The organism is Pseudomonas paraveronii, from assembly GCF_963681955.1.
Taxonomy (GTDB): Bacteria; Pseudomonadota; Gammaproteobacteria; order Pseudomonadales; family Pseudomonadaceae; genus Aquipseudomonas; species Aquipseudomonas paraveronii.
Genome location: NZ_OY817130.1, coordinates 4,748,293 through 4,766,635, shown reverse-complemented (window position 1 = coordinate 4,766,635; position 18,343 = coordinate 4,748,293). Strand labels below are relative to the sequence as shown.

The window sequence follows — 18,343 nt, the reverse complement described above, 5'->3', positions numbered from 1 at the left end:
GTGCGGCTCAAGTGCATCAAACTGGCGGGGTTCAAATCCTTCGTCGACCCGACCACGGTGAACTTCCCCAGTAACATGGCGGCGGTGGTCGGGCCCAATGGCTGCGGCAAGTCGAACATCATCGACGCCGTGCGCTGGGTGATGGGCGAGAGCTCGGCGAAAAACCTGCGTGGCGAGTCGATGACCGACGTCATCTTCAACGGCTCCACCAGCCGCAAGCCGGTGAGCCAGGCCAGCATCGAACTGGTGTTCGACAACTCCGACGGCACCCTGGTCGGCGAATACGCGGCCTACGCGGAAATCTCCATCCGCCGCAAAGTGACGCGCGACAGCCAGAACAGTTACTTCCTCAACGGCACCAAGTGTCGCCGTCGGGACATCACCGATATCTTCCTCGGCACCGGCCTTGGCCCGCGCAGCTACTCGATCATCGAACAGGGCATGATCTCCAAGCTGATCGAAGCCAAGCCCGAAGACCTGCGTAACTTTATCGAAGAAGCTGCCGGCATCTCCAAGTACAAGGAGCGCCGTCGCGAGACTGAAAACCGCATCCGCCGCACCCATGAAAACCTCGCCCGCCTGACCGACCTGCGCGACGAGCTGGAGCGCCAGTTGGAGCGCCTGCACCGCCAGGCCCAGGCTGCCGAGAAGTATCAGGAATACAAGGGCGAAGAACGCCAGCTCAAGGCGCAACTGTCGGCCCTGCGCTGGCAGGCGCTGAACGATCAGGTCGGCCAGCGCGAAGCGATTATCGGCACCCAGGAAATCAGCTTCGAAGCCCTGGTGGCCGAACAACGCAACGCCGACGCCAGCATCGAGCGCCTGCGCGACGGTCATCATGACCTGTCCGAGCGCTTCAATCTGGTGCAGGGCCGCTTCTATTCGGTGGGCGGCGACATCGCCCGGGTCGAGCAGAGCATCCAGCACGGCCAGCAGCGTCTGCGCCAGTTGCAGGATGATCTGAAGGAAGCCGAGCGTGCGCGCCTGGAGACCGAGTCCCACCTCGGCCACGACCGCACCTTGCTGCTGACCCTCGGCGAAGAGCTGGACATGCTCACCCCCGAACAGGAAATCACCAGCGCCGCCGCCGAAGAAGCCGCCGCCACCCTGGAAGAATCCGAGACCACCATGCACGGTTGGCAGGAGCAGTGGGACACCTTCAACCTGCGCTCCGCCGAGCCGCGCCGGCAGGCCGAGGTGCAGCAGTCACGCATCCAGCAACTGGAAACCAGCATGGAACGCCTGGCCGAGCGCCAGCGGCGTCTGCAGGAAGAGCGCGTGTTGCTCGCCGCCGACCCGGAAGACGCGGCGATCATGACGCTGAGCGAGCAACTCGCCGAAAGCGAAATGACCCTCGAAGAGCTGGAAGCCAGCGAAGAACAGCAAGTGGAACGCCTGGAGCAATTGCGTCAGCAACTGCAACAGGCGACCCAGGCCCAGCAACAGGCCCAGGGCGATTTGCAGCGGCTCAACGGGCGCTTGGCGTCCCTCGAAGCCTTGCAGCAAGCGGCGCTGGACCCCGGCACCGGCACCGCCGAATGGCTGCGCGACCAGCACTTGGCCGAGCGCCCGCGCCTGGCGGAGGGCTTGAAGGTCGAGGCGGGTTGGGAGTTGGCGGTGGAAACCGTGCTCGGCGCCGACCTGCAAGCGGTGCTGGTGGATGATTTTGCCGGCTTCGACCTGGCCGGCTTTGCCCAGGGCGATCTGCGCTTGCTCAGCCCCGCCGCCGATGGCACCCGTGTGCCGGGCAGTTTGCTGGATAAAGTCGAGGCCGCGATTGACCTGTCGCCGTGGCTGGGCCAGGTCAAGCCGGTGGAGTCCCTGGAGCAGGCCTTGGCCCAACGCGGTCAGTTGGGCGCCGGCGAAAGCCTGATCAGCCGCGACGGCTATTGGGTTGGCCGCCACTTCCTGCGGGTGTGCCGCGCCAGTGAAGCGCAGAGCGGCGTATTGGCCCGTGGCCAGGAAATCGTCAACCTGATCGCCGAGCGTGAAGAGCGTGAAGCCACCCTGGAAAGCCTGGAAACCGAACTGCAAACCCTGCGCGCCACCCAGCGCCAGCAAGAGACCGGCCGCGAACACCTGCGCCGCCTGTTGCAGGACGAAGCGCGCCAGCAGGGCGAATTGAAAGCCCAGCTCTCCGCGAGCAAGGCCAAGGCCGAGCAACTGACCCTGCGCCGCACTCGCCTCGACGAAGAAGTGGCCGAGATGGGCGAGCAGCGCGCCCTCGAACACGAACAGATCGGCGAGGCGCGCCTGCAATTGCAGGAAGCCCTCGACAGCATGGCCGTCGACACCGAGCAGCGCGAATTGCTGCTGGCCCAGCGCGACAGCCTGCGCGAACGCCTCGACCGCGTCCGCCAGGAAGCGCGCCAGCACAAGGACCACGCCCACCAGTTGGCGGTGCGCCTCGGCTCCCTGCGCGCCCAGCACGACTCCACGCGCCAGGCCCTGGAGCGCCTGGAGATGCAATCCGAGCGCCTGACCGAAAAGCGCGAGCAACTGAGCCTCAACCTGGAGGAGGGCGAAGCGCCCCTGGAAGAGTTGCGGCTCAAGCTCGAAGAACTGCTCGACAAGCGCATGACCGTCGACGAAGAGCTCAAGACCGCGCAAATCGCCCTGGAAGACGCCGACCGCGAACTGCGCGAAGCGGAAAAACGCCGGACCCAGGCCGAGCAGCAATCCCAGCTGATTCGCGGCCAGCTCGAACAACAGCGCATGGAATGGCAGGCCCTGACCGTGCGCCGCAAAACCCTGCAGGACCAACTGCTCGAAGACGGCTACGACCTGCACGGCGTACTCAATACCCTGACCGCCCAGGCCAACGAGAAAGACGCCGAAGAAGAACTTGAGCGGATTGCTGCGCGAATTCAGCGACTCGGCGCGATCAACCTCGCCGCCATCGACGAATATCAGCAACAGTCCGAGCGTAAACGTTATCTGGACGCCCAGAACGCCGATCTGGTGGAAGCCCTGGACACCCTGGAAAACGTGATCCGCAAGATCGACAAGGAAACCCGCAACCGCTTCAAAGATACCTTTGATCAGATTAACGGCGGTTTACAGGCGTTATTCCCAAAAGTTTTCGGTGGTGGCAGCGCTTACTTGGAACTGACGGGCGAAGATCTACTCGATACAGGGGTAACGATCATGGCGCGGCCTCCGGGCAAGAAGAACAGCACCATCCATTTGTTGTCCGGCGGCGAAAAAGCCCTGACCGCTTTGGCCCTGGTGTTTGCCATCTTCAAGTTGAACCCGGCGCCGTTCTGTATGCTCGACGAAGTTGACGCGCCACTGGATGACGCTAACGTAGGACGTTACGCACGCCTGGTTAAAGAGATGTCCCAGACCGTGCAGTTCATCTATATCACCCACAACAAGATCGCCATGGAAATGGCTGATCAGTTGATGGGGGTGACGATGCACGAGCCGGGTTGTTCGCGATTGGTGGCGGTGGATGTCGAAGAAGCGATGGCGATGGTGGAATCCTGATCCACGCCAGCAGCGAAGATTTTCAGCTCGATGTAGGGCGGTTTACCGGTCTGACGAAAGTGGCAAATGGACATATTTGTTCAAGGCATTTTGACAGACGGTGTAAAGTTATCTTTGGTCGTGCTAGTTTAATGTCAATTTTTCGTATGCGTGGGCAAAACGTCAGTCAGAACATAGAGTTGGCGCCACGTTTTAAAGCGGTTTGCACGGTGCTAAACCCCTTATTTTTCAGCATTTTTTATTAGAGGCACGGGATTACATGGAAATCGGTCTGCGCGAGTGGCTGATCGTCATCGGCATTATTGTTATTGCCGGTATTCTTTTTGATGGCTGGCGCCGTATGCGCGGTGGCAAGGGTAAGCTCAAGTTCCGTCTGGACCGCAACCTGTCCAACTTGCCCGACGACGACGCCGGTGCGGAGCTGCTGGGGCCGCCCCGTGTGCTGGATACCCATAAGGAACCGCAGTTGGACGAGCACGACTTGCCGTCCATGAGCGCACCTTTGCGCGAAGCCCGCGAACCGTCCTCCAAGCGTGGCAAGCGCGGCAGTGCCGCCGCCGCCGAGCCGCATCAGGGCGACCTGAACCTGGGCGTGGATGACGGCCCGAGCTTCAGCAGTCGCGATGACGATTTCCCTGACGAGAGCCCGACCAAGAGTGTGCCGCGCCAGTCGGTGAACGATCAACCGGCCGCCGAAGAAGTCCTCGTGATCAGCGTGATCTGCCGCGACGCCGCCGGCTTCAAGGGTCCGGCACTGTTGCAGAACATCCTGGAAAGCGGCCTGCGTTTTGGCGAGATGGATATCTTCCACCGCCACGAAAGCATGGCCGGTAATGGCGAAGTGTTGTTCTCGATGGCCAACGCGGTCAAGCCGGGCACCTTCGACCTGGACGACATCGACCTGTTCAGCACCCCGGCGGTGAGCTTCTTCCTCGGCCTGCCGGGTCCGCGTCATCCGAAACAGGCTTTCGACGTGATGGTTGCCGCAGCACGCAAGCTGTCCCAGGAGCTCAACGGCGAACTGAAGGACGACCAGCGCAGCGTCCTGACCGCCCAGACGATCGAACACTACCGTCAGCGCATCGTCGAGTTCGAGCGTCGCGCCCTGACACAGAAACGCTGAGGTCTGGCCTCAAGCGTTGTCGATAGAATCAAGCGCACCAACATTTGAGCAGCTTCGGCTGCTCTTTTGCTTTATGAGAGAACACCCATGACCGCCGCCCACACCCGCATCCTCGAACTGCGCGCTGAATTGGATCAGCACAACTACCGTTATCACGTCCTCGACGAACCGAGCATTCCGGACGCCGAGTACGACCGCTTGTTCCAAGCGCTCAAGGCCCTGGAGGCCGAGCATCCGGAGCTGGTCACGCGTGATTCACCGACGCAGCGGGTCGGCAGTGCGGCGTTGTCGGCGTTCACCCAGGTCAAGCATGAGATTCCCATGCTCAGTCTGGGCAACGCCTTCGATGAAACCACCATGCTCGAGTTCGATCGCCGCGTCACCGAGGGTCTCGACCTGCCGGTGGGCGACCTGTTTGGCGGCGGCGCCGCCGTGGAATACAGCTGCGAGCCAAAGTTGGACGGCCTGGCGGTCAGCCTGCTGTACCAGGACGGCGAACTGGTGCGCGGCGCCACCCGGGGCGATGGCACCACCGGCGAAGACATCAGCGTGAATGTGCGCACCGTGCGCAATATCCCGTTGAAACTGCACGGCAGCGGCTGGCCGGCGACCCTGGAAGTGCGCGGCGAAGTGTTCATGTCCAAGGCCGGTTTCGAGCGCCTGAACGCCTCGCAACTGGAAGTCGGCGGCAAGACCTTCGCCAACCCGCGCAACGCCGCCGCCGGCAGCCTGCGCCAGTTGGATTCGAAAATCACCGCCAGCCGCCCGCTGGAATTCTGCTGCTACGGCATTGGCCAGGTGACGGCGGACATCAGCGACACCCACATCGGCAATTTGCAGCAGTTGCGCAAGTGGGGCATGCCGATCAGTCATGAGCTGAAGTTGGCCAAGGGCATCCAGGAATGCCTGGACTACTACCGCGATATCGGCGAGCGGCGTAACAGCCTGCCCTATGAAATCGACGGCGTGGTGTTCAAGGTCAACAGCATTGCCTCCCAGCGCGAGCTGGGTTTCCGCGCCCGTGAACCGCGTTGGGCGATCGCGCACAAATTCCCGGCCATGGAAGAGTTGACCGAGCTGCTCGACGTGGAATTCCAGGTCGGCCGCACCGGCGCCGTCACCCCGGTGGCGCGTCTGAAACCGGTCAAGGTCGCGGGTGTGACCGTGTCCAACGCCACCCTGCACAACATGGATGAAGTGGCGCGCCTGGGCCTGATGATCGGCGACACCGTGATCATCCGCCGCGCCGGGGACGTGATCCCGCAGGTCGTCTCGGTGGTCACCGAGCGCCGTCCGGAACACGCCCGCGCGGTCCATATCCCGGAAAACTGCCCGGTGTGCGGCTCCCATGTCGAGCGCACGCAACTGGTCAAGCGCAGCAAGGGCAAGGAAACCGTTAGCGAAGGCGCGGTGTACCGCTGCGTCGGCCGCCTGGCCTGCGGGGCGCAGCTCAAGCAGGCGATCATCCATTTCGTCTCGCGCCGGGCGATGGACATCGACGGCCTGGGCGACAAGACCATCGAGCAATTGGTGGATGAAAAACTCATCGCCTCGCCGGCCGACCTCTACACGCTCAAGTACGAACAGATCATCGACCTGGAAGGCTTCGCCGATGTTTCCAGCAAGAAGCTGATCAGCGCCATCGAACACAGCAAGACGCCGACCCTGGCACGCTTCATCTACGCCCTGGGTATTCCCGACGTGGGCGAGGAGACCGCCAAGGTGCTGGCGCGCTCCCTGGCGTCCCTGGAGCGCGTGCAGCGCGCGTTGCCGCAAGTGCTGACGTACTTGCCGGACGTGGGCCTGGAAGTGGCGCACGAGATCCACAGCTTCTTTGAAGACCGCCACAACCAGGACGTGATCGGCGCGCTGTTGGCGCCGGACAAATGCGGCCTGCAACTGCAGGAACAAGGCGACCTGAGCGCCGAGTTCGCCGCCAGCACCACCCTCGGCGGTTTGCTCGACAAACTCAACGTGCCCAGCGTTGGCCCCGGCGCTGCGCAGAAACTGGCGGACAAGTTCGGCTCCCTCGACGGCGTGATCAAGGCCGACTGGCTCGATATGCGCCAGGCGCTGCCCGAGAAGCAGGCCAAGGCCGTGCGCGAATTCTTCGATAACCCCGACCACGCCAACCTTGCCCTGGCCATCGAGCAGCAGCTCAAGGACTTCGGCATGCACTGGCAGAGCGAGAAGAAAGTGATCGAAGGCTTGCCGGAAGCGGGGCACACCTGGGTGCTGACCGGCTCCCTGGAGCTGATGAGCCGTGACGTGGCCAAGGACAAGCTCGAAAGCCTCGGCGCCAAGGTGGCCGGTTCGGTGTCGGCGAAGACGTATTGTGTGGTGGCCGGGCCGGGTGCCGGTTCAAAACTGGCCAAGGCGAGTGAGTTGGGCCTGAAGGTATTGGACGAAGCCGCTTTCGTGGATTTTCTAGCCCGGCACAACATCACTGTCTGACGACTTCTTGTTCCCATTGGGCTGCCAAGCAGCCCTTCGAAGAAAGGGGAACGATCCCGGGCGCGAAATGATCTAGTCTTGGTCGCCCCGGGAGAGATCGCCATGTACCGCTTCTTCGAACAACTCAGTTCGCGCATCGCCGCACCGTTCGTGGCCGAATCCTCGCGCAACAGCAAGGTCTGGCAGTGTCGGTGTGGCCAGTCGTTGTTCTTTCGCAACAGCCAGTGCCTGGCCTGCTCGGCGCTGCTGGGCTACCAGCCGCAACAAAGCCGTCTGTCCTCGCTGCAACCGGGTCCGGTCGCTGACACCTGGCTGCTGGATGACAACCTCGATGCCGGCGCTTTTCGCCGCTGCGCCAACCTCGACAGCCCGGCCGCCTGCAACTGGCTGATTCGCGCCCACAGCACCAGCTCGCTGTGCGTGGCGTGCAGCCTGAACCGCACCATTCCCGACCTGTCGATCGCGGAAAACCCCGAGCGCTGGTGCAAGGTCGAAACCGCCAAGCGCCGGCTGGTGGCGCAACTGATCAGCCTGGGCCTGCGCGTCGTGCCCAAAAGCGTCGACGAAGACAACGGCCTGGCCTTCGACTTCGTCGGCATCGACCTGGAAGGCAACGCGCCGACCACCGGCCATGCCAACGGCCTGATCACCCTCGACATCAAGGAAGCCGACGACGCCCACCGCGAAAAAATCCGCGTGCAGATGCGGGAACCGTACCGCACCTTACTCGGCCATTTTCGCCATGAAGTCGGCCACTACTATTGGGATCGGCTGATCACCAACAGCCACTGGTTGCAGCCGTTTCGCAACCTGTTCGGCGACGAACGCGCCAGTTACGCCGACGCCCTCGACCAACACTACCAGAACGGCCCGCGCCCGGACTGGCAACACACCTGCGTCAGCGCCTACGCCACCATGCACCCCTGGGAAGACTGGGCCGAAACCTGGGCGCATTACCTGCACATGATGGACGCCGTCGACACCGCCCTGGGTTTCGGCATGAGCGCCCGCGAGATGGACCTGGATTACCAGCCGTTCCCCCGCGCCAGCCTCTATGACCCCGAACACCCTGGCGGCGCGGCGTTCCTCTCGTTCGTCAATGCCTGGATCGAATTGGCCGGCATGCTCAACGAACTGTCCCGCGCCATGGGCCAGCCGGATTTCTACCCCTTCGTATTGCCACCGGCGGTGATCGCCAAGCTGCACTTCATTCACCTGGTGATCCAGGAAGAGGGCGGCAGGGCGGACGAGGTCCTGCAGGCACAGTCATGAGCCAGTGTGGCAGGGGCAATGCTGACGGCCATGGCAAGTGCTTGAACCTCTTGAATTTTTAATCCAACACCAATGGTTGTAACTTCCGATGAGATCGGTACAATGGCGCGGCTTGCCGAGAGGCGAGCGTCGTTATGGTGACCCCATCGGTCCCCCCGCAACGATTACCCGTGAACCTGGTCAGAGCCGGAAGGCAGCAGCCACAGCGGGAACATTGTGTGCCGGGGTGTGGCTGGTGGGGTTGCCTCCATAACGCTCCTCCTTGTAGTAGCCCTTCTGTTTCAACCCCCTTTGTCTTCTTTTCAGTCGTCTGCCGGTATTTTATTGCGCAGCCTATGATGTGGTCGGCGTGCTGGCCTTCAAGGATGGCTGGGCCCAGGTCGAGTTCGTCAATGCTCCGGATCGGTCGTTCCTCGGCTGGATCAGTACGCGCGATTGGCTACTCCGAAAAGCTGATGTTCGATCAGTGTTGGCCGAAGGTTTCGCGCAGCAGCCCAGCGAATGCATCCCTGGCCAGATGTCGCTGCGTGTCCTTGTGCCAGAACAACAGGTTATCCACGGCCGCCAGTTCTTCGAATCGATACGAGGCCAACTGACTGGTCTGTTCATAGCGCGCCAGAATGCCCTCCGGCGCCAATGCCACGCCAATCCCCGCGCTGACGCAGCCGATGATCGTGCCCCAACTGGCGTAGCTGGCGATGGCCGGCTTGAGGTCGTGGGGTTTGACCCAGTTTTCCAGGGCGGCGCGATAAGGGCAGCCGGGCGGCCAGACCAGCAGGGTGCGTCCTGCCAGGTCCTCGGCGCCGTTGATCGGCGCGCTGGAGGGGCTGGCGATCAGCACCAGGCGTTCGCTGTAGACCACGCTGTGTTCGAGCTTGGTGCGTGTGTTACCGGCGGCTACCAGCGCCACGTCCAGGCGATGGTGTTGCAGGTCGTTGAGCAGTTGGCCCCAGGCACCCGTCACCAGTTCCAGGCTGACGTCGGGGTAGCGTCGATGGTATTCCGCCAGCAGCGGTGGCAGGCGGCCGCTGGCACTGGACTCCACCGCGCCGATACGCAAGGTGCCCCGCGGGATCGCGTTGGCGTCCACCGCTCGTTTGGATTCGTCCACCAGTGCCAGGATGCGCTCGCAGTAATCGAGGAAGATTTCACCGGCGGCACTGATCGCCAGCCCGCGTCCGGCACGGATGAACAGCGGCGTGCCCAATTCGCTTTCCAGCTGTTTGATGCGCGTGGTGATGTTCGACGGCACGCAATGCAATTGCAGCGCGGCTTGGGCCACGCTGCCGGTTTGCGCCACGGCTCGCACCATCTTCAGTTGGGCCATTTCCATCGCTCAGTTCCACTGATTTCAGAAGTCAGAAACGCTTAATTGTCTTGCCGCATGACCCGGCCAAGACTGGCGGCACTCCTTTTCTGTTTCTGGATGCCGTCGATGAATGCCCCGTCACCCGCAAAGCTTACGCTAGTCATCGCCAGCGTGATCCTCTGTTGGGCCTATTCGCCGATTGGCGTACACGTGGGGCTGCACAGTTATAGCCCCGGCCAGTTGGCGTTGTTGCGGTTTCTGGTCGCATCGGTGTTCATGGGGGGTGTGGCGTTGGTGCAGGGCATCAGCCAGCCGCGCCTGCGGGATGTGCCATGGTTGCTGGTGCTGGGATTTTTCGGGGTGTTCCTGCATCACACCTGCCTCAACTACGGGCAGCAATGGGTGACAGCGGCGGCATCCAGTGTATTGGCGCAGTCGGCACCGCTGTTCAGTGTGCTGATTGCGTTTTTTGGCTTGAAGGAGCGGATCAGCGCCTGGCGCTGGAGCTGCGTATTGCTGGGGTTGCTCGGCGTGCTGGTGGTGATCTGGGGTGAGCAGGGGGTGGGTGACATCGATCCACGTGGTCTGTTGATCCTGCTGGCGGCGGTGTCGTGGAGCGTGTATTTCGCCATCCAGAAGCACTATGCCCACCGCTACAGCCCGTTGACCCTGGCGTGCTACATGGTGTGGTCGGGCACCCTGATGCTCTGCGTGAACCTGCCCGGCCTGCCCGCCGCCATGGCGCAGGCGCCCTGGCCGGAAAACCTGGCGGTGCTGGTCCTGGGCATTTTCCCCAGCGCCCTGGCGTACCTTGCCTGGGCCTACGTGTTGAAGCATGTCGAGGTCAGCCGTGCATCGGTGGCGATGTACCTGGTTCCCCCGGTGGCCATGGCGATGGCGGCGACACTGCTGGGCGAGCACCTTGCCGGGCAGGTGATGCTCGGCGCGGTGATTGTGCTTGCCAGTGTGGCGGCCATCAGCCTGGAAGGACGCTGGCGGCGCTGCTCAGTCGCTCATGCAGAACGCCCGCAACCGATGGCCGTCGAGGTCCTGGGCGACAAAGGTGTAGCCAAAGTCCACGACGGTCGGTGACTGAATGATCGTGGCGCCACGTTCCAGCCATTGGTCGTGCAGGGTGTCCACGGCGGCTTGGTCGGGCAGGGCGAAACCCACTTCGCCGCCGCCGCCCGTGGCTTGGGCCGCCGGTTCCACGGTGTGGCGCGACCACAGGCCCAGCTTTACACCATTATTGAGAATGAACAGGGCAAAGGTCGGGTTCAATTCAACCGGTGCTTTGTCCAGCAGGCGGCTGTAGAAGTTGGCGCTGGTGGCGGGGCTGTCGACATACAGCAGGAAGTAATGAGCAACGGTGTTCATGGGGGCTCCTTGAGAACGGGGGTTGGTTGAGCCCAGTCTATAAGGTGGCTCTGTCAGTTCTTGTCAGGAGCGTGCAAGGGCACTGCGTTTTCGCCGGTGTACAGCTTGATGATGTCGTCGATTTCGCCTGACGTCTTCATCTGCAGCAGGGTGCGCAGGATTTGTTGCACCGGCAGGTCCGGGTCGTTGCGCACGACGCAGCCCAGGCTTTGCTCCTCGACCATGGCAACTTTGTACAGTCGCTGATCCATCGGCAGGTTCTGGTTGAAGCGGTCGACGATCCATTCGTTGGCCACCGCATACTTGAAGCGCCCGGCCACCAGTTTGTGCAGCACCTGCTCTTCGCTGCGGGCGTCGTCGCGCCTCAATTGGCCGTTGGCGAACAGCGGGTCGAGTGTGGAGTAGCGGTAATTGAGCACTGTTCCGATCGACTGCGGCGCCAGCCGGGTCACTTGCACCGGATGGCTGTGAGCGCTGACCAATACGTTGCGCTGGACCAGCAGCGGTAGGCTCCAGATGTAGTCGTCAGACAAATTGTCGAGCCAGGCCTGGGTGACATAACAGCGCACATCGATGTCGCCGTGGGCCATCGCGTTGGCAATGCGTGCGCGGGACAGTACGTGGAACTCGACCGGGCGGCCGACCTGGGTGGCCAGGCTCAACATCAGGTCATACAAAATGCCCTGGGTGGGTCGGCCGTCCTCCACCTGCACCATGGGCATCGCCCAACTGTCGGAAACCGAGAAGCGCAACGGTGCGGGCGCCGCCAGGCAGGCCGTGGTGATTATCCATAAAGCGCCCAGGACTACGCGCATACACTCTCCGGGTTCAGGCCTTTTCATGGCCAATCAGGCAATCTTAGTCAGATTAGGCAAGCGTGCCGGATGCAATTTCCCCCTTGCTCCGCTAGCATTACCGGCTCCGCTTCTCAGTTGCGACGGTTTTCGATGAGTTATCAGGTTCTTGCACGTAAATGGCGCCCGCGCTCGTTCCGCGAAATGGTCGGCCAGACCCATGTGCTCAAGGCTCTGATCAATGCCTTGGACAGCCAACGGCTACACCACGCCTACCTGTTTACCGGTACTCGCGGTGTCGGCAAGACTACCATTGCCCGAATCATTGCCAAATGCCTGAACTGCGAAACGGGTATCACCTCGACGCCCTGCGGCACCTGCTCGGTGTGCCGCGAGATCGACGAAGGGCGTTTCGTCGACCTGATCGAGATCGATGCCGCGAGCCGCACCAAGGTCGAAGACACTCGCGAGTTGCTCGATAACGTGCAGTACGCGCCGAGCCGCGGCCGCTTCAAGGTCTACCTGATCGACGAAGTCCACATGCTCTCCAGCCACTCGTTCAACGCCTTGTTGAAAACCCTGGAAGAGCCGCCGCCCTACGTCAAATTCATCCTGGCCACCACCGATCCGCAGAAACTTCCTGCAACGATTTTGTCGCGGTGCCTGCAGTTTTCCCTTAAAAACATGACCCCGGAGCGTGTGGTCGAGCACTTGACCCACGTGCTGGGTGTCGAGAACGTGCCATTCGAAGACGACGCACTGTGGCTGCTCGGCCGCGCCGCCGATGGTTCGATGCGTGACGCCATGAGCCTCACCGACCAGGCCATCGCCTTTGGTGAAGGCAAGGTCATGGCCGCCGATGTGCGAGCGATGCTCGGCACCCTCGACCACGGCCAGGTATTCGACGTGCTGCACGCGCTGATCGAAGGCGACGCCAAGGCATTGCTCGAAGCTGTGCGCCACTTGTCGGAGCAAGGTCCGGACTGGAACGGCGTGCTCTCGGAAATCCTCAACGTGCTGCACCGCGTCGCCATCGCCCAGGCCCTGCCGGAAGGTGTCGACAACGGTCACGGCGACCGCGACCGCGTGTTGGCCCTGGCCCAGGCGTTGCCGGCCGAAGACGTGCAGTTCTACTACCAGATGGGCCTGATCGGTCGCCGGGACTTGCCCCTCGCACCGGACCCGCGTGGCGGCTTCGAAATGGTCCTGCTGCGCATGCTGGCCTTCCGGCCCGCCGATTCGACAGACGCGCCGAGACAGCCGCTAAAGCCAGTGGGGATCAGCCAGGCCACAGTTGATTCCGCCAAACCCGTGGCTGGCGCAGCGGTGGTCGCGCCAGTGGTTGCTGCACCTGCACCTGCACCGGTTGTGCCGGTGCCTGAGCCTGTGGTTGTCGCGCCTGTGGTCGCGCCTGAGCCGGTGGTCGAGCCAACCCCGGCTCCGGTGGTCGACTTGCCCTGGAATGCCCCGGTGGAGGCTGAGCCCGCCGTGGAGCCCATGCTGGAAACCGCCAGCGAGCAGCCCGAGCTGACGCCGATGCCCACACCGACCCCGGACAGCGTGGTGCCGGACGCGCCGGAGTGGGTCAGCGCGCCCGCCCCCGAGCCGACCGTCGCCCAGGTGGACGCCGCAACGCACGGCATCGACCTCGACGACGAACCGCCGCTGGACGAAGACTACATCGAGCCGGATATCGATTCGGCCTACAGCTACCTGGACGAACTGGCCAGTGAGCACGCTGCCGAGCCGGCCCCCGAACCCGAAGCGGAACCCGCTGCGGCGCCGGCCACCGGCCTGGCCCTGCAATGGCTGGAGCTGTTCCCGAAACTGCCGATTTCCGGCATGACCGGTAGCATCGCCGCCAACTGCACCCTGATCGCCATCGAGGGCGACCACTGGGTGCTGCACCTGGACCCGGCCCACAGCGCCCTGTTCAATGCGACCCAGCAGCGCCGGCTCAACGATGCCCTCAACCAGTACCACGAGCGCACGCTGACCATCGCCATCGAGTTGATCAAGCCCGAGCAGGAAACCCCGGCCCAGGCCGCGACCCGCCGGCGCCTCAATCGCCAGCGCGAGGCCGAGGAGTCGATCCACGGCGACCCGCTCATCCAGCAATTGATGCAACAGTTCGGTGCGGTCGTCCGTCACGATACTATTGAACCTGTCGAAGCCCCGGTGCCCCAGGCGTCATAACACCGGGCTACTTATTGATCCACGTACTTTTGAGGTGATTCCCATGATGAAAGGTGGCATGGCCGGCCTGATGAAGCAGGCGCAGCAGATGCAGGAAAAAATGGCCAAGATGCAGGAAGAGCTGGCCAACGCCGAAGTCACCGGTAAAGCCGGTGGCGATATGGTCAGCGTGGTGATGACCGGTCGTCACGACATCAAGCGCGTGAGCATCGACCCGAGCCTGCTCGAAGGCGTCAGCGATGACGACCGTGAAGTGCTGGAAGATCTGTTCGCCGCGGCCGTCAATGACGCTGTGCGCAAGATCGAAGCCAACAGCCAGGACAAAATGTCCGGTGTGACCGCTGGCATGCAACTGCCTCCGGGCATGAAACTGCCGTTCTGATCGGCCAGTCTTAGCTAGACTGAAATGCCAGGCATCGCGCCTGGCATTTTTTTTGGCTGCTCACCCCTCTGCATTTGCTACCGGGCGGCAACTATGTCGAACCTCGGCGCCTTGGCCAGTGTCTGCACTTAATGCCATTGAATTCGCTCATCGATAAAGGAGTCCCTCGATGCCTCAAGCACCGATTCTTAACCAGCGCATTGTTCTGGTCTCGCGCCCTCACGGCGCGCCAACCCCGGAAAACTTCCGCCTTGAGCGCGTGACGCTGCCGGAACTGGCAGACGGCCAAGTCTTATTGAAGACGCTGTACCTGTCCCTCGACCCCTACATGCGTGGGCGCATGAGTGATGCTCCGTCCTACGCCGCTCCGGTAGAAATCGACGAAGTGATGACGGGTGGCGCTGTCAGCCGTATCGAGCAGTCGCGCAACCCGAAATTTGAAGTGGGCGACCTGGTGGTCGGCTCCACCGGCTGGCAAAGCCACAGCGTTTGCGACGGTCGCAACCTGATACCGGTGCCCAACGGCCTGGCCAGTCCGTCGATGGCATTGGGTGTGCTGGGCATGCCGGGCATGACCGCCTACATGGGCCTGATGGACATCGGTCAGCCCAAAGCCGGGGAAACCCTGGTGGTGGCGGCCGCGTCCGGTGCGGTGGGCTCGGTGGTGGGCCAGGTGGCCAAGCTCAAGGGTTTGCGCGTGGTGGGTGTTGCGGGCGGAGCCGAGAAGTGCCGTTACGTGGTGGACGAACTGGGCTTTGATGCCTGCATTGACCACAAAAGCGAGCACTTCGCCGATGAATTGGCCCATGCCTGTTTCAAGGGCGTGGATATCTACTTTGAAAACGTCGGTGGCAAGGTGTTCGATGCCGTGGTACCGCTGCTCAACCCCAAGGCACGGATTCCGCTGTGCGGGCTGATCGCCAGCTATAACGACCATGAAGCGCCCAGTGGCCCTGATCGACTGCCGGCGCTGCAACGCACCTTGCTGACCAAGCGCGTGCGTATCCAGGGCTTTATCGTGTTCGATGACTACGGCGATCGCCAGCCGGAATTCCTCAGTGCCATGGCGCCGTGGGTACGTGACGGCAAGATCAAGTTCCGCGAAGACGTGGTCGATGGCCTGGAGCAGGCGCCCGAAGCGTTTATCGGTTTGCTCGAAGGACGCAACTTCGGCAAGTTGGTGGTGCGCGTCGCGCAGGATTGAGCATTTGACGCTAATCCGAGGCGCGGGTATAAACCGCGTCTCGTTGTTTTGTCGGACCCTTCGCCCATGAGCTTCAGCCCCCTGATTCGCCAACTGATCGACGCCCTGCGCACTTTGCCCGGTGTCGGCCAGAAAACCGCCCAGCGCATGGCGCTGCAACTGCTGGAGCGTGATCGCAGCGGCGGCACCCGGTTGGCCCAGGCCTTGAGCCAGGCCATGGAAGGCGTTGGCCACTGTCGCCAGTGCCGTACCCTCACCGAGGAAGAACTCTGCCCGCAATGCGCCGACCCGCGCCGCGATGACACGCTGCTGTGCGTGGTGGAAGGGCCGATGGACGTGTACGCGGTGGAACAGACCGGTTATCGCGGGCGCTACTTCGTGCTCAAAGGCCATCTGTCGCCGCTGGACGGTCTGGGGCCGGAAGCCATCGGCATTCCGCAACTGGTGGCGCGGATTGAAGCGCAGGGCACCTTTACCGAGGTGATTCTGGCCACCAACCCAACCGTGGAGGGTGAAGCGACCGCGCATTACATCGCCCAACTGCTGAGCAACAAAGGCCTGGTCACCTCGCGGATCGCCCACGGTGTGCCGCTGGGTGGCGAGCTGGAGTTGGTGGACGGTGGCACCCTGGCGCATTCGTTTGCCGGTCGCAAACCCATCGCGCTTTAAGTCACGCGGCAGGACAAAGTGTGGGAGGGGGCTGTGTGGTGTCGGTGATAATCCTCAGCGCTCGCTCAACGCAAACTGCGTCAGGCAAAACGTCGCAATCCCCATATCTTCCAGGCGTTGCGAGCCACCCAGCTCCGGCAGGTCGATAATCGCCGCCGCTTCAAAAACCTTCGCGCCCATGCGCCGCACCAGGTTCGCAGCAGCGATCAGCGTGCCGCCAGTGGCGATCAGGTCATCGAAGATCAGCACCGAATCGCCCTCACACAGGCTGTCGGCATGCACTTCGAGGAAGGCTTCGCCGTATTCGGTCTGGTAACCCTCGGCCAACACGTCGGCCGGCAGCTTGCCCTGTTTGCGGAACAGGATCAGCGGTTTGTTCAATTGGTAGGCGATGATCGAGCCGATCAGGAAACCCCGGGCATCCATCGCACCGATATGGCTGAAATCGGCTTCGACGTAGCGGTGGACGAAGGTGTCGGCCACCAGGCGCAGGGCCTTGGGCGACTGGAACAGCGGCGTGATGTCGCGAAAGATCACCCCGGGCTTGGGGAAGTCGATGACAGGGCGGATCAGGGATTTGATGTCGAACGAATCGAAGGTCATCGTCGCAGAGTCCTGGGGCGGAAAACGGACTCGAAGTATACCTTGCGGCCTTGCCGATTGGCGCGGCCGCAAGTGTCTGGATCAGCCCTCCAGGGAGCCGCCCGCCAACGCGCACAGTTGGATCGGGTCGAGGATATGCACTTCCTTGCCTTCGGCGGCAAGCAGCTCGTTCTGCTGGAAACGGGTAAAGACCCGGGACACGGTTTCTACCGCCAGGCCCAGGTAATTGCCGATTTCATTGCGCGACATGCTCAGGCGGAACTGGTTGGCCGAGAAACCACGGGCACGGAATCGCGCTGACAGGTTGACCAGGAAGGTGGCGATACGCTCGTCGGCGGTTTTCTTCGACAACAGCAGCATCATTTGCTGGTCGTCCCGGATCTCGCGGCTCATGACACGCATCAGTTGGCGGCGCAGCTGCGGCAATTGCAGGGCCAGTTCGTCCAGGCGTTCGAAAGGAATTTCGCACACCGATGTGGTCTCCAGTGCCTGAGCCGACACCGGATGAATCTCGGTGTCCATCCCCGACAGCCCGACCAGCTCGCTCGGCAGGTGGAAGCCGGTGATCTGCTCTTCGCCGCTGTCGCTCAGGCTGAAGGTCTTCAATGCACCCGAACGTACTGCATAGACAGAATCGAACTTGTCGCCCTGGCGATATAGAAACTCGCCTTTTTTCAGTGGGCGCCCGCGTTTAACGATTTCGTCCAGCGCATCCATGTCTTCCAGATTCAATGAAAGTGGTAAGCAGAGGGGCGCCAGGCTGCAATCCTTGCAATGGGCCTGGCTGTTAGCGCGCAGCTTAACGGGCTCGGACATTTCTTAAATCCTTGTGGGAAAACACACATAAGACATAAGGGTAACGCACTGTGGGTAGAAGAGGCCAGCATGGACGAAAAACCGATGCCGGGATAAAGATTATTGTATCGATGCCGATACAAGTCAGTGTCCCTTAGAGCCTGGAGGCTCACATCATGCTTTCCATCGGTGAAAACTCTGCTGCCAAGCTGCCGGTTCCGGCGGTTCGCGAGCCCAAAGACCTAGTGGCGGAGGCTAAAGAAGCCGAGGCAGCCAAAGCACTTGAGGACGCCACATCAGCGCCGCAGAGTCCGGCCAAGGCGGTCGAGGGCGTGACCGTGACTATTTCCGGCGCGGCATTGAAGGCTGCGGGTGCCGCGAAGAAAGCCAACAGCGATATCGAAGAGAGTGGCCTGCCGGATAACATTCAGCAGACGCTGAAAATGATCCGTCAGATCAAAGAGCAGATCGCCAAGAAACAGGCCGAGCTGGCCGCCGTGATGGCGGACACGAACCTGACGCCTGACCAGGCGCGGGTCAAGGCCAGCAACCTGCAGGCCTCACTCAGCGCACTGCAGGCGAGCCTGGTGACCGCACAAGCCTCACTGGCCAAAGCCATGAAAGGCCTGAGCGGCGAAGACGCCATGAAGGCGGCTTCCCTGGCGATGGCGTAGCG

At 62.3% G+C, this 18,343-nt stretch carries 15 protein-coding genes and 1 other RNA gene; 11 read left to right on the top strand and 5 right to left on the bottom strand.

Annotated features, from left to right (window positions below; all coding sequences use genetic code 11):
- The 5 genes from smc (at nt 1) to ffs (ending at nt 8,579) form a co-directional block, all read left to right on the top strand.
- Nucleotides 1-3,489 carry a chromosome segregation protein SMC gene (gene smc / locus U5A08_RS21925; protein WP_321848569.1) on the top strand — a complete coding sequence of 1,163 codons (3,489 nt, stop codon included), beginning with the start codon at nt 1-3 and terminating at the stop codon, nt 3,487-3,489.
- Nucleotides 3,490-3,748: 259 nt separating this feature from the next.
- Nucleotides 3,749-4,612, top strand: a complete 864-nt coding sequence (gene zipA / locus U5A08_RS21920) for a cell division protein ZipA (RefSeq protein ID WP_253397898.1) — start codon at nt 3,749-3,751, stop codon at nt 4,610-4,612.
- 87 nt (nt 4,613-4,699) lie between these two features.
- Complete coding sequence (gene ligA / locus U5A08_RS21915) at nt 4,700-7,066, top strand: NAD-dependent DNA ligase LigA (protein WP_321848567.1); 2,367 nt, start codon at nt 4,700-4,702, stop codon at nt 7,064-7,066.
- Nucleotides 7,067-7,168: 102 nt separating this feature from the next.
- Nucleotides 7,169-8,338, top strand: coding sequence for a zinc-binding metallopeptidase family protein (locus U5A08_RS21910; RefSeq protein ID WP_321848566.1), 1,170 nt, complete (start codon nt 7,169-7,171; stop codon nt 8,336-8,338).
- Between the two features lie 144 nt (nt 8,339-8,482).
- An RNA gene (gene ffs / locus U5A08_RS21905) (signal recognition particle sRNA small type) lies at nt 8,483-8,579 on the top strand.
- Between the two features lie 222 nt (nt 8,580-8,801).
- Here the strand turns inward: ffs and U5A08_RS21900 are convergent.
- Nucleotides 8,802-9,671 (bottom strand): LysR family transcriptional regulator, encoded by an 870-nt coding sequence (locus tag U5A08_RS21900; protein ID WP_321848565.1) that lies wholly within the window; start codon nt 9,669-9,671, stop codon nt 8,802-8,804.
- A gap of 102 nt (nt 9,672-9,773) precedes the next feature.
- Between U5A08_RS21900 and U5A08_RS21895 the strand changes: the two genes are divergently transcribed.
- Nucleotides 9,774-10,739, top strand: coding sequence for a DMT family transporter (locus U5A08_RS21895; RefSeq protein ID WP_321848563.1), 966 nt, complete (start codon nt 9,774-9,776; stop codon nt 10,737-10,739).
- On the opposite strand, the gene U5A08_RS21890 is transcribed toward U5A08_RS21895, so the two are convergent.
- Both U5A08_RS21890 and U5A08_RS21885 read right to left on the bottom strand, forming a co-directional pair.
- Entirely contained in the window at nt 10,653-11,024 is a 372-nt protein-coding gene (locus tag U5A08_RS21890; protein WP_253397888.1) for a VOC family protein, read from the bottom strand. The two genes, U5A08_RS21895 and U5A08_RS21890, sit on opposite strands and share 87 nt — an antisense overlap.
- Before the next feature lie 53 nt (nt 11,025-11,077).
- Nucleotides 11,078-11,839 (bottom strand): substrate-binding periplasmic protein, encoded by a 762-nt coding sequence (locus U5A08_RS21885; RefSeq protein ID WP_321848561.1) that lies wholly within the window; start codon nt 11,837-11,839, stop codon nt 11,078-11,080.
- Between the two features lie 132 nt (nt 11,840-11,971).
- Here U5A08_RS21885 and dnaX point away from each other — a divergent pair, with 132 nt between their 5' ends.
- From dnaX to recR, 4 genes are all read left to right on the top strand, one after another.
- Entirely contained in the window at nt 11,972-14,014 is a 2,043-nt protein-coding gene (gene dnaX / locus U5A08_RS21880; protein ID WP_321848559.1) for a DNA polymerase III subunit gamma/tau, read from the top strand.
- A 43-nt stretch (nt 14,015-14,057) separates the two neighbouring features.
- Nucleotides 14,058-14,396 (top strand): YbaB/EbfC family nucleoid-associated protein, encoded by a 339-nt coding sequence (locus U5A08_RS21875; RefSeq protein ID WP_017527493.1) that lies wholly within the window; start codon nt 14,058-14,060, stop codon nt 14,394-14,396.
- A gap of 169 nt (nt 14,397-14,565) precedes the next feature.
- Nucleotides 14,566-15,600, top strand: coding sequence for an NADPH-dependent curcumin/dihydrocurcumin reductase (locus U5A08_RS21870; RefSeq protein WP_321848557.1), 1,035 nt, complete (start codon nt 14,566-14,568; stop codon nt 15,598-15,600).
- Between the two features lie 66 nt (nt 15,601-15,666).
- On the top strand, nt 15,667-16,269 hold the full coding sequence (gene recR / locus U5A08_RS21865; RefSeq protein WP_017845247.1) for a recombination mediator RecR: 603 nt from the start codon (nt 15,667-15,669) through the stop codon (nt 16,267-16,269).
- A 54-nt stretch (nt 16,270-16,323) separates the two neighbouring features.
- Here the strand turns inward: recR and U5A08_RS21860 are convergent, their stop codons facing one another.
- Together U5A08_RS21860 and fnr are read right to left on the bottom strand one after the other, a co-directional pair.
- Entirely contained in the window at nt 16,324-16,872 is a 549-nt protein-coding gene (locus tag U5A08_RS21860) for an adenine phosphoribosyltransferase (protein ID WP_253397880.1), read from the bottom strand.
- Nucleotides 16,873-16,953: 81 nt separating this feature from the next.
- Complete coding sequence (fnr, locus tag U5A08_RS21855; protein ID WP_017845249.1) at nt 16,954-17,688, bottom strand: fumarate/nitrate reduction transcriptional regulator Fnr; 735 nt, start codon at nt 17,686-17,688, stop codon at nt 16,954-16,956.
- Nucleotides 17,689-17,843: 155 nt separating this feature from the next.
- Between fnr and U5A08_RS21850 the strand changes: the two genes are divergently transcribed.
- Nucleotides 17,844-18,341 carry a hypothetical protein gene (locus tag U5A08_RS21850; RefSeq protein WP_321848555.1) on the top strand — a complete coding sequence of 166 codons (498 nt, stop codon included), beginning with the start codon at nt 17,844-17,846 and terminating at the stop codon, nt 18,339-18,341.
- Nucleotides 18,342-18,343 lie beyond the last annotated feature (2 nt).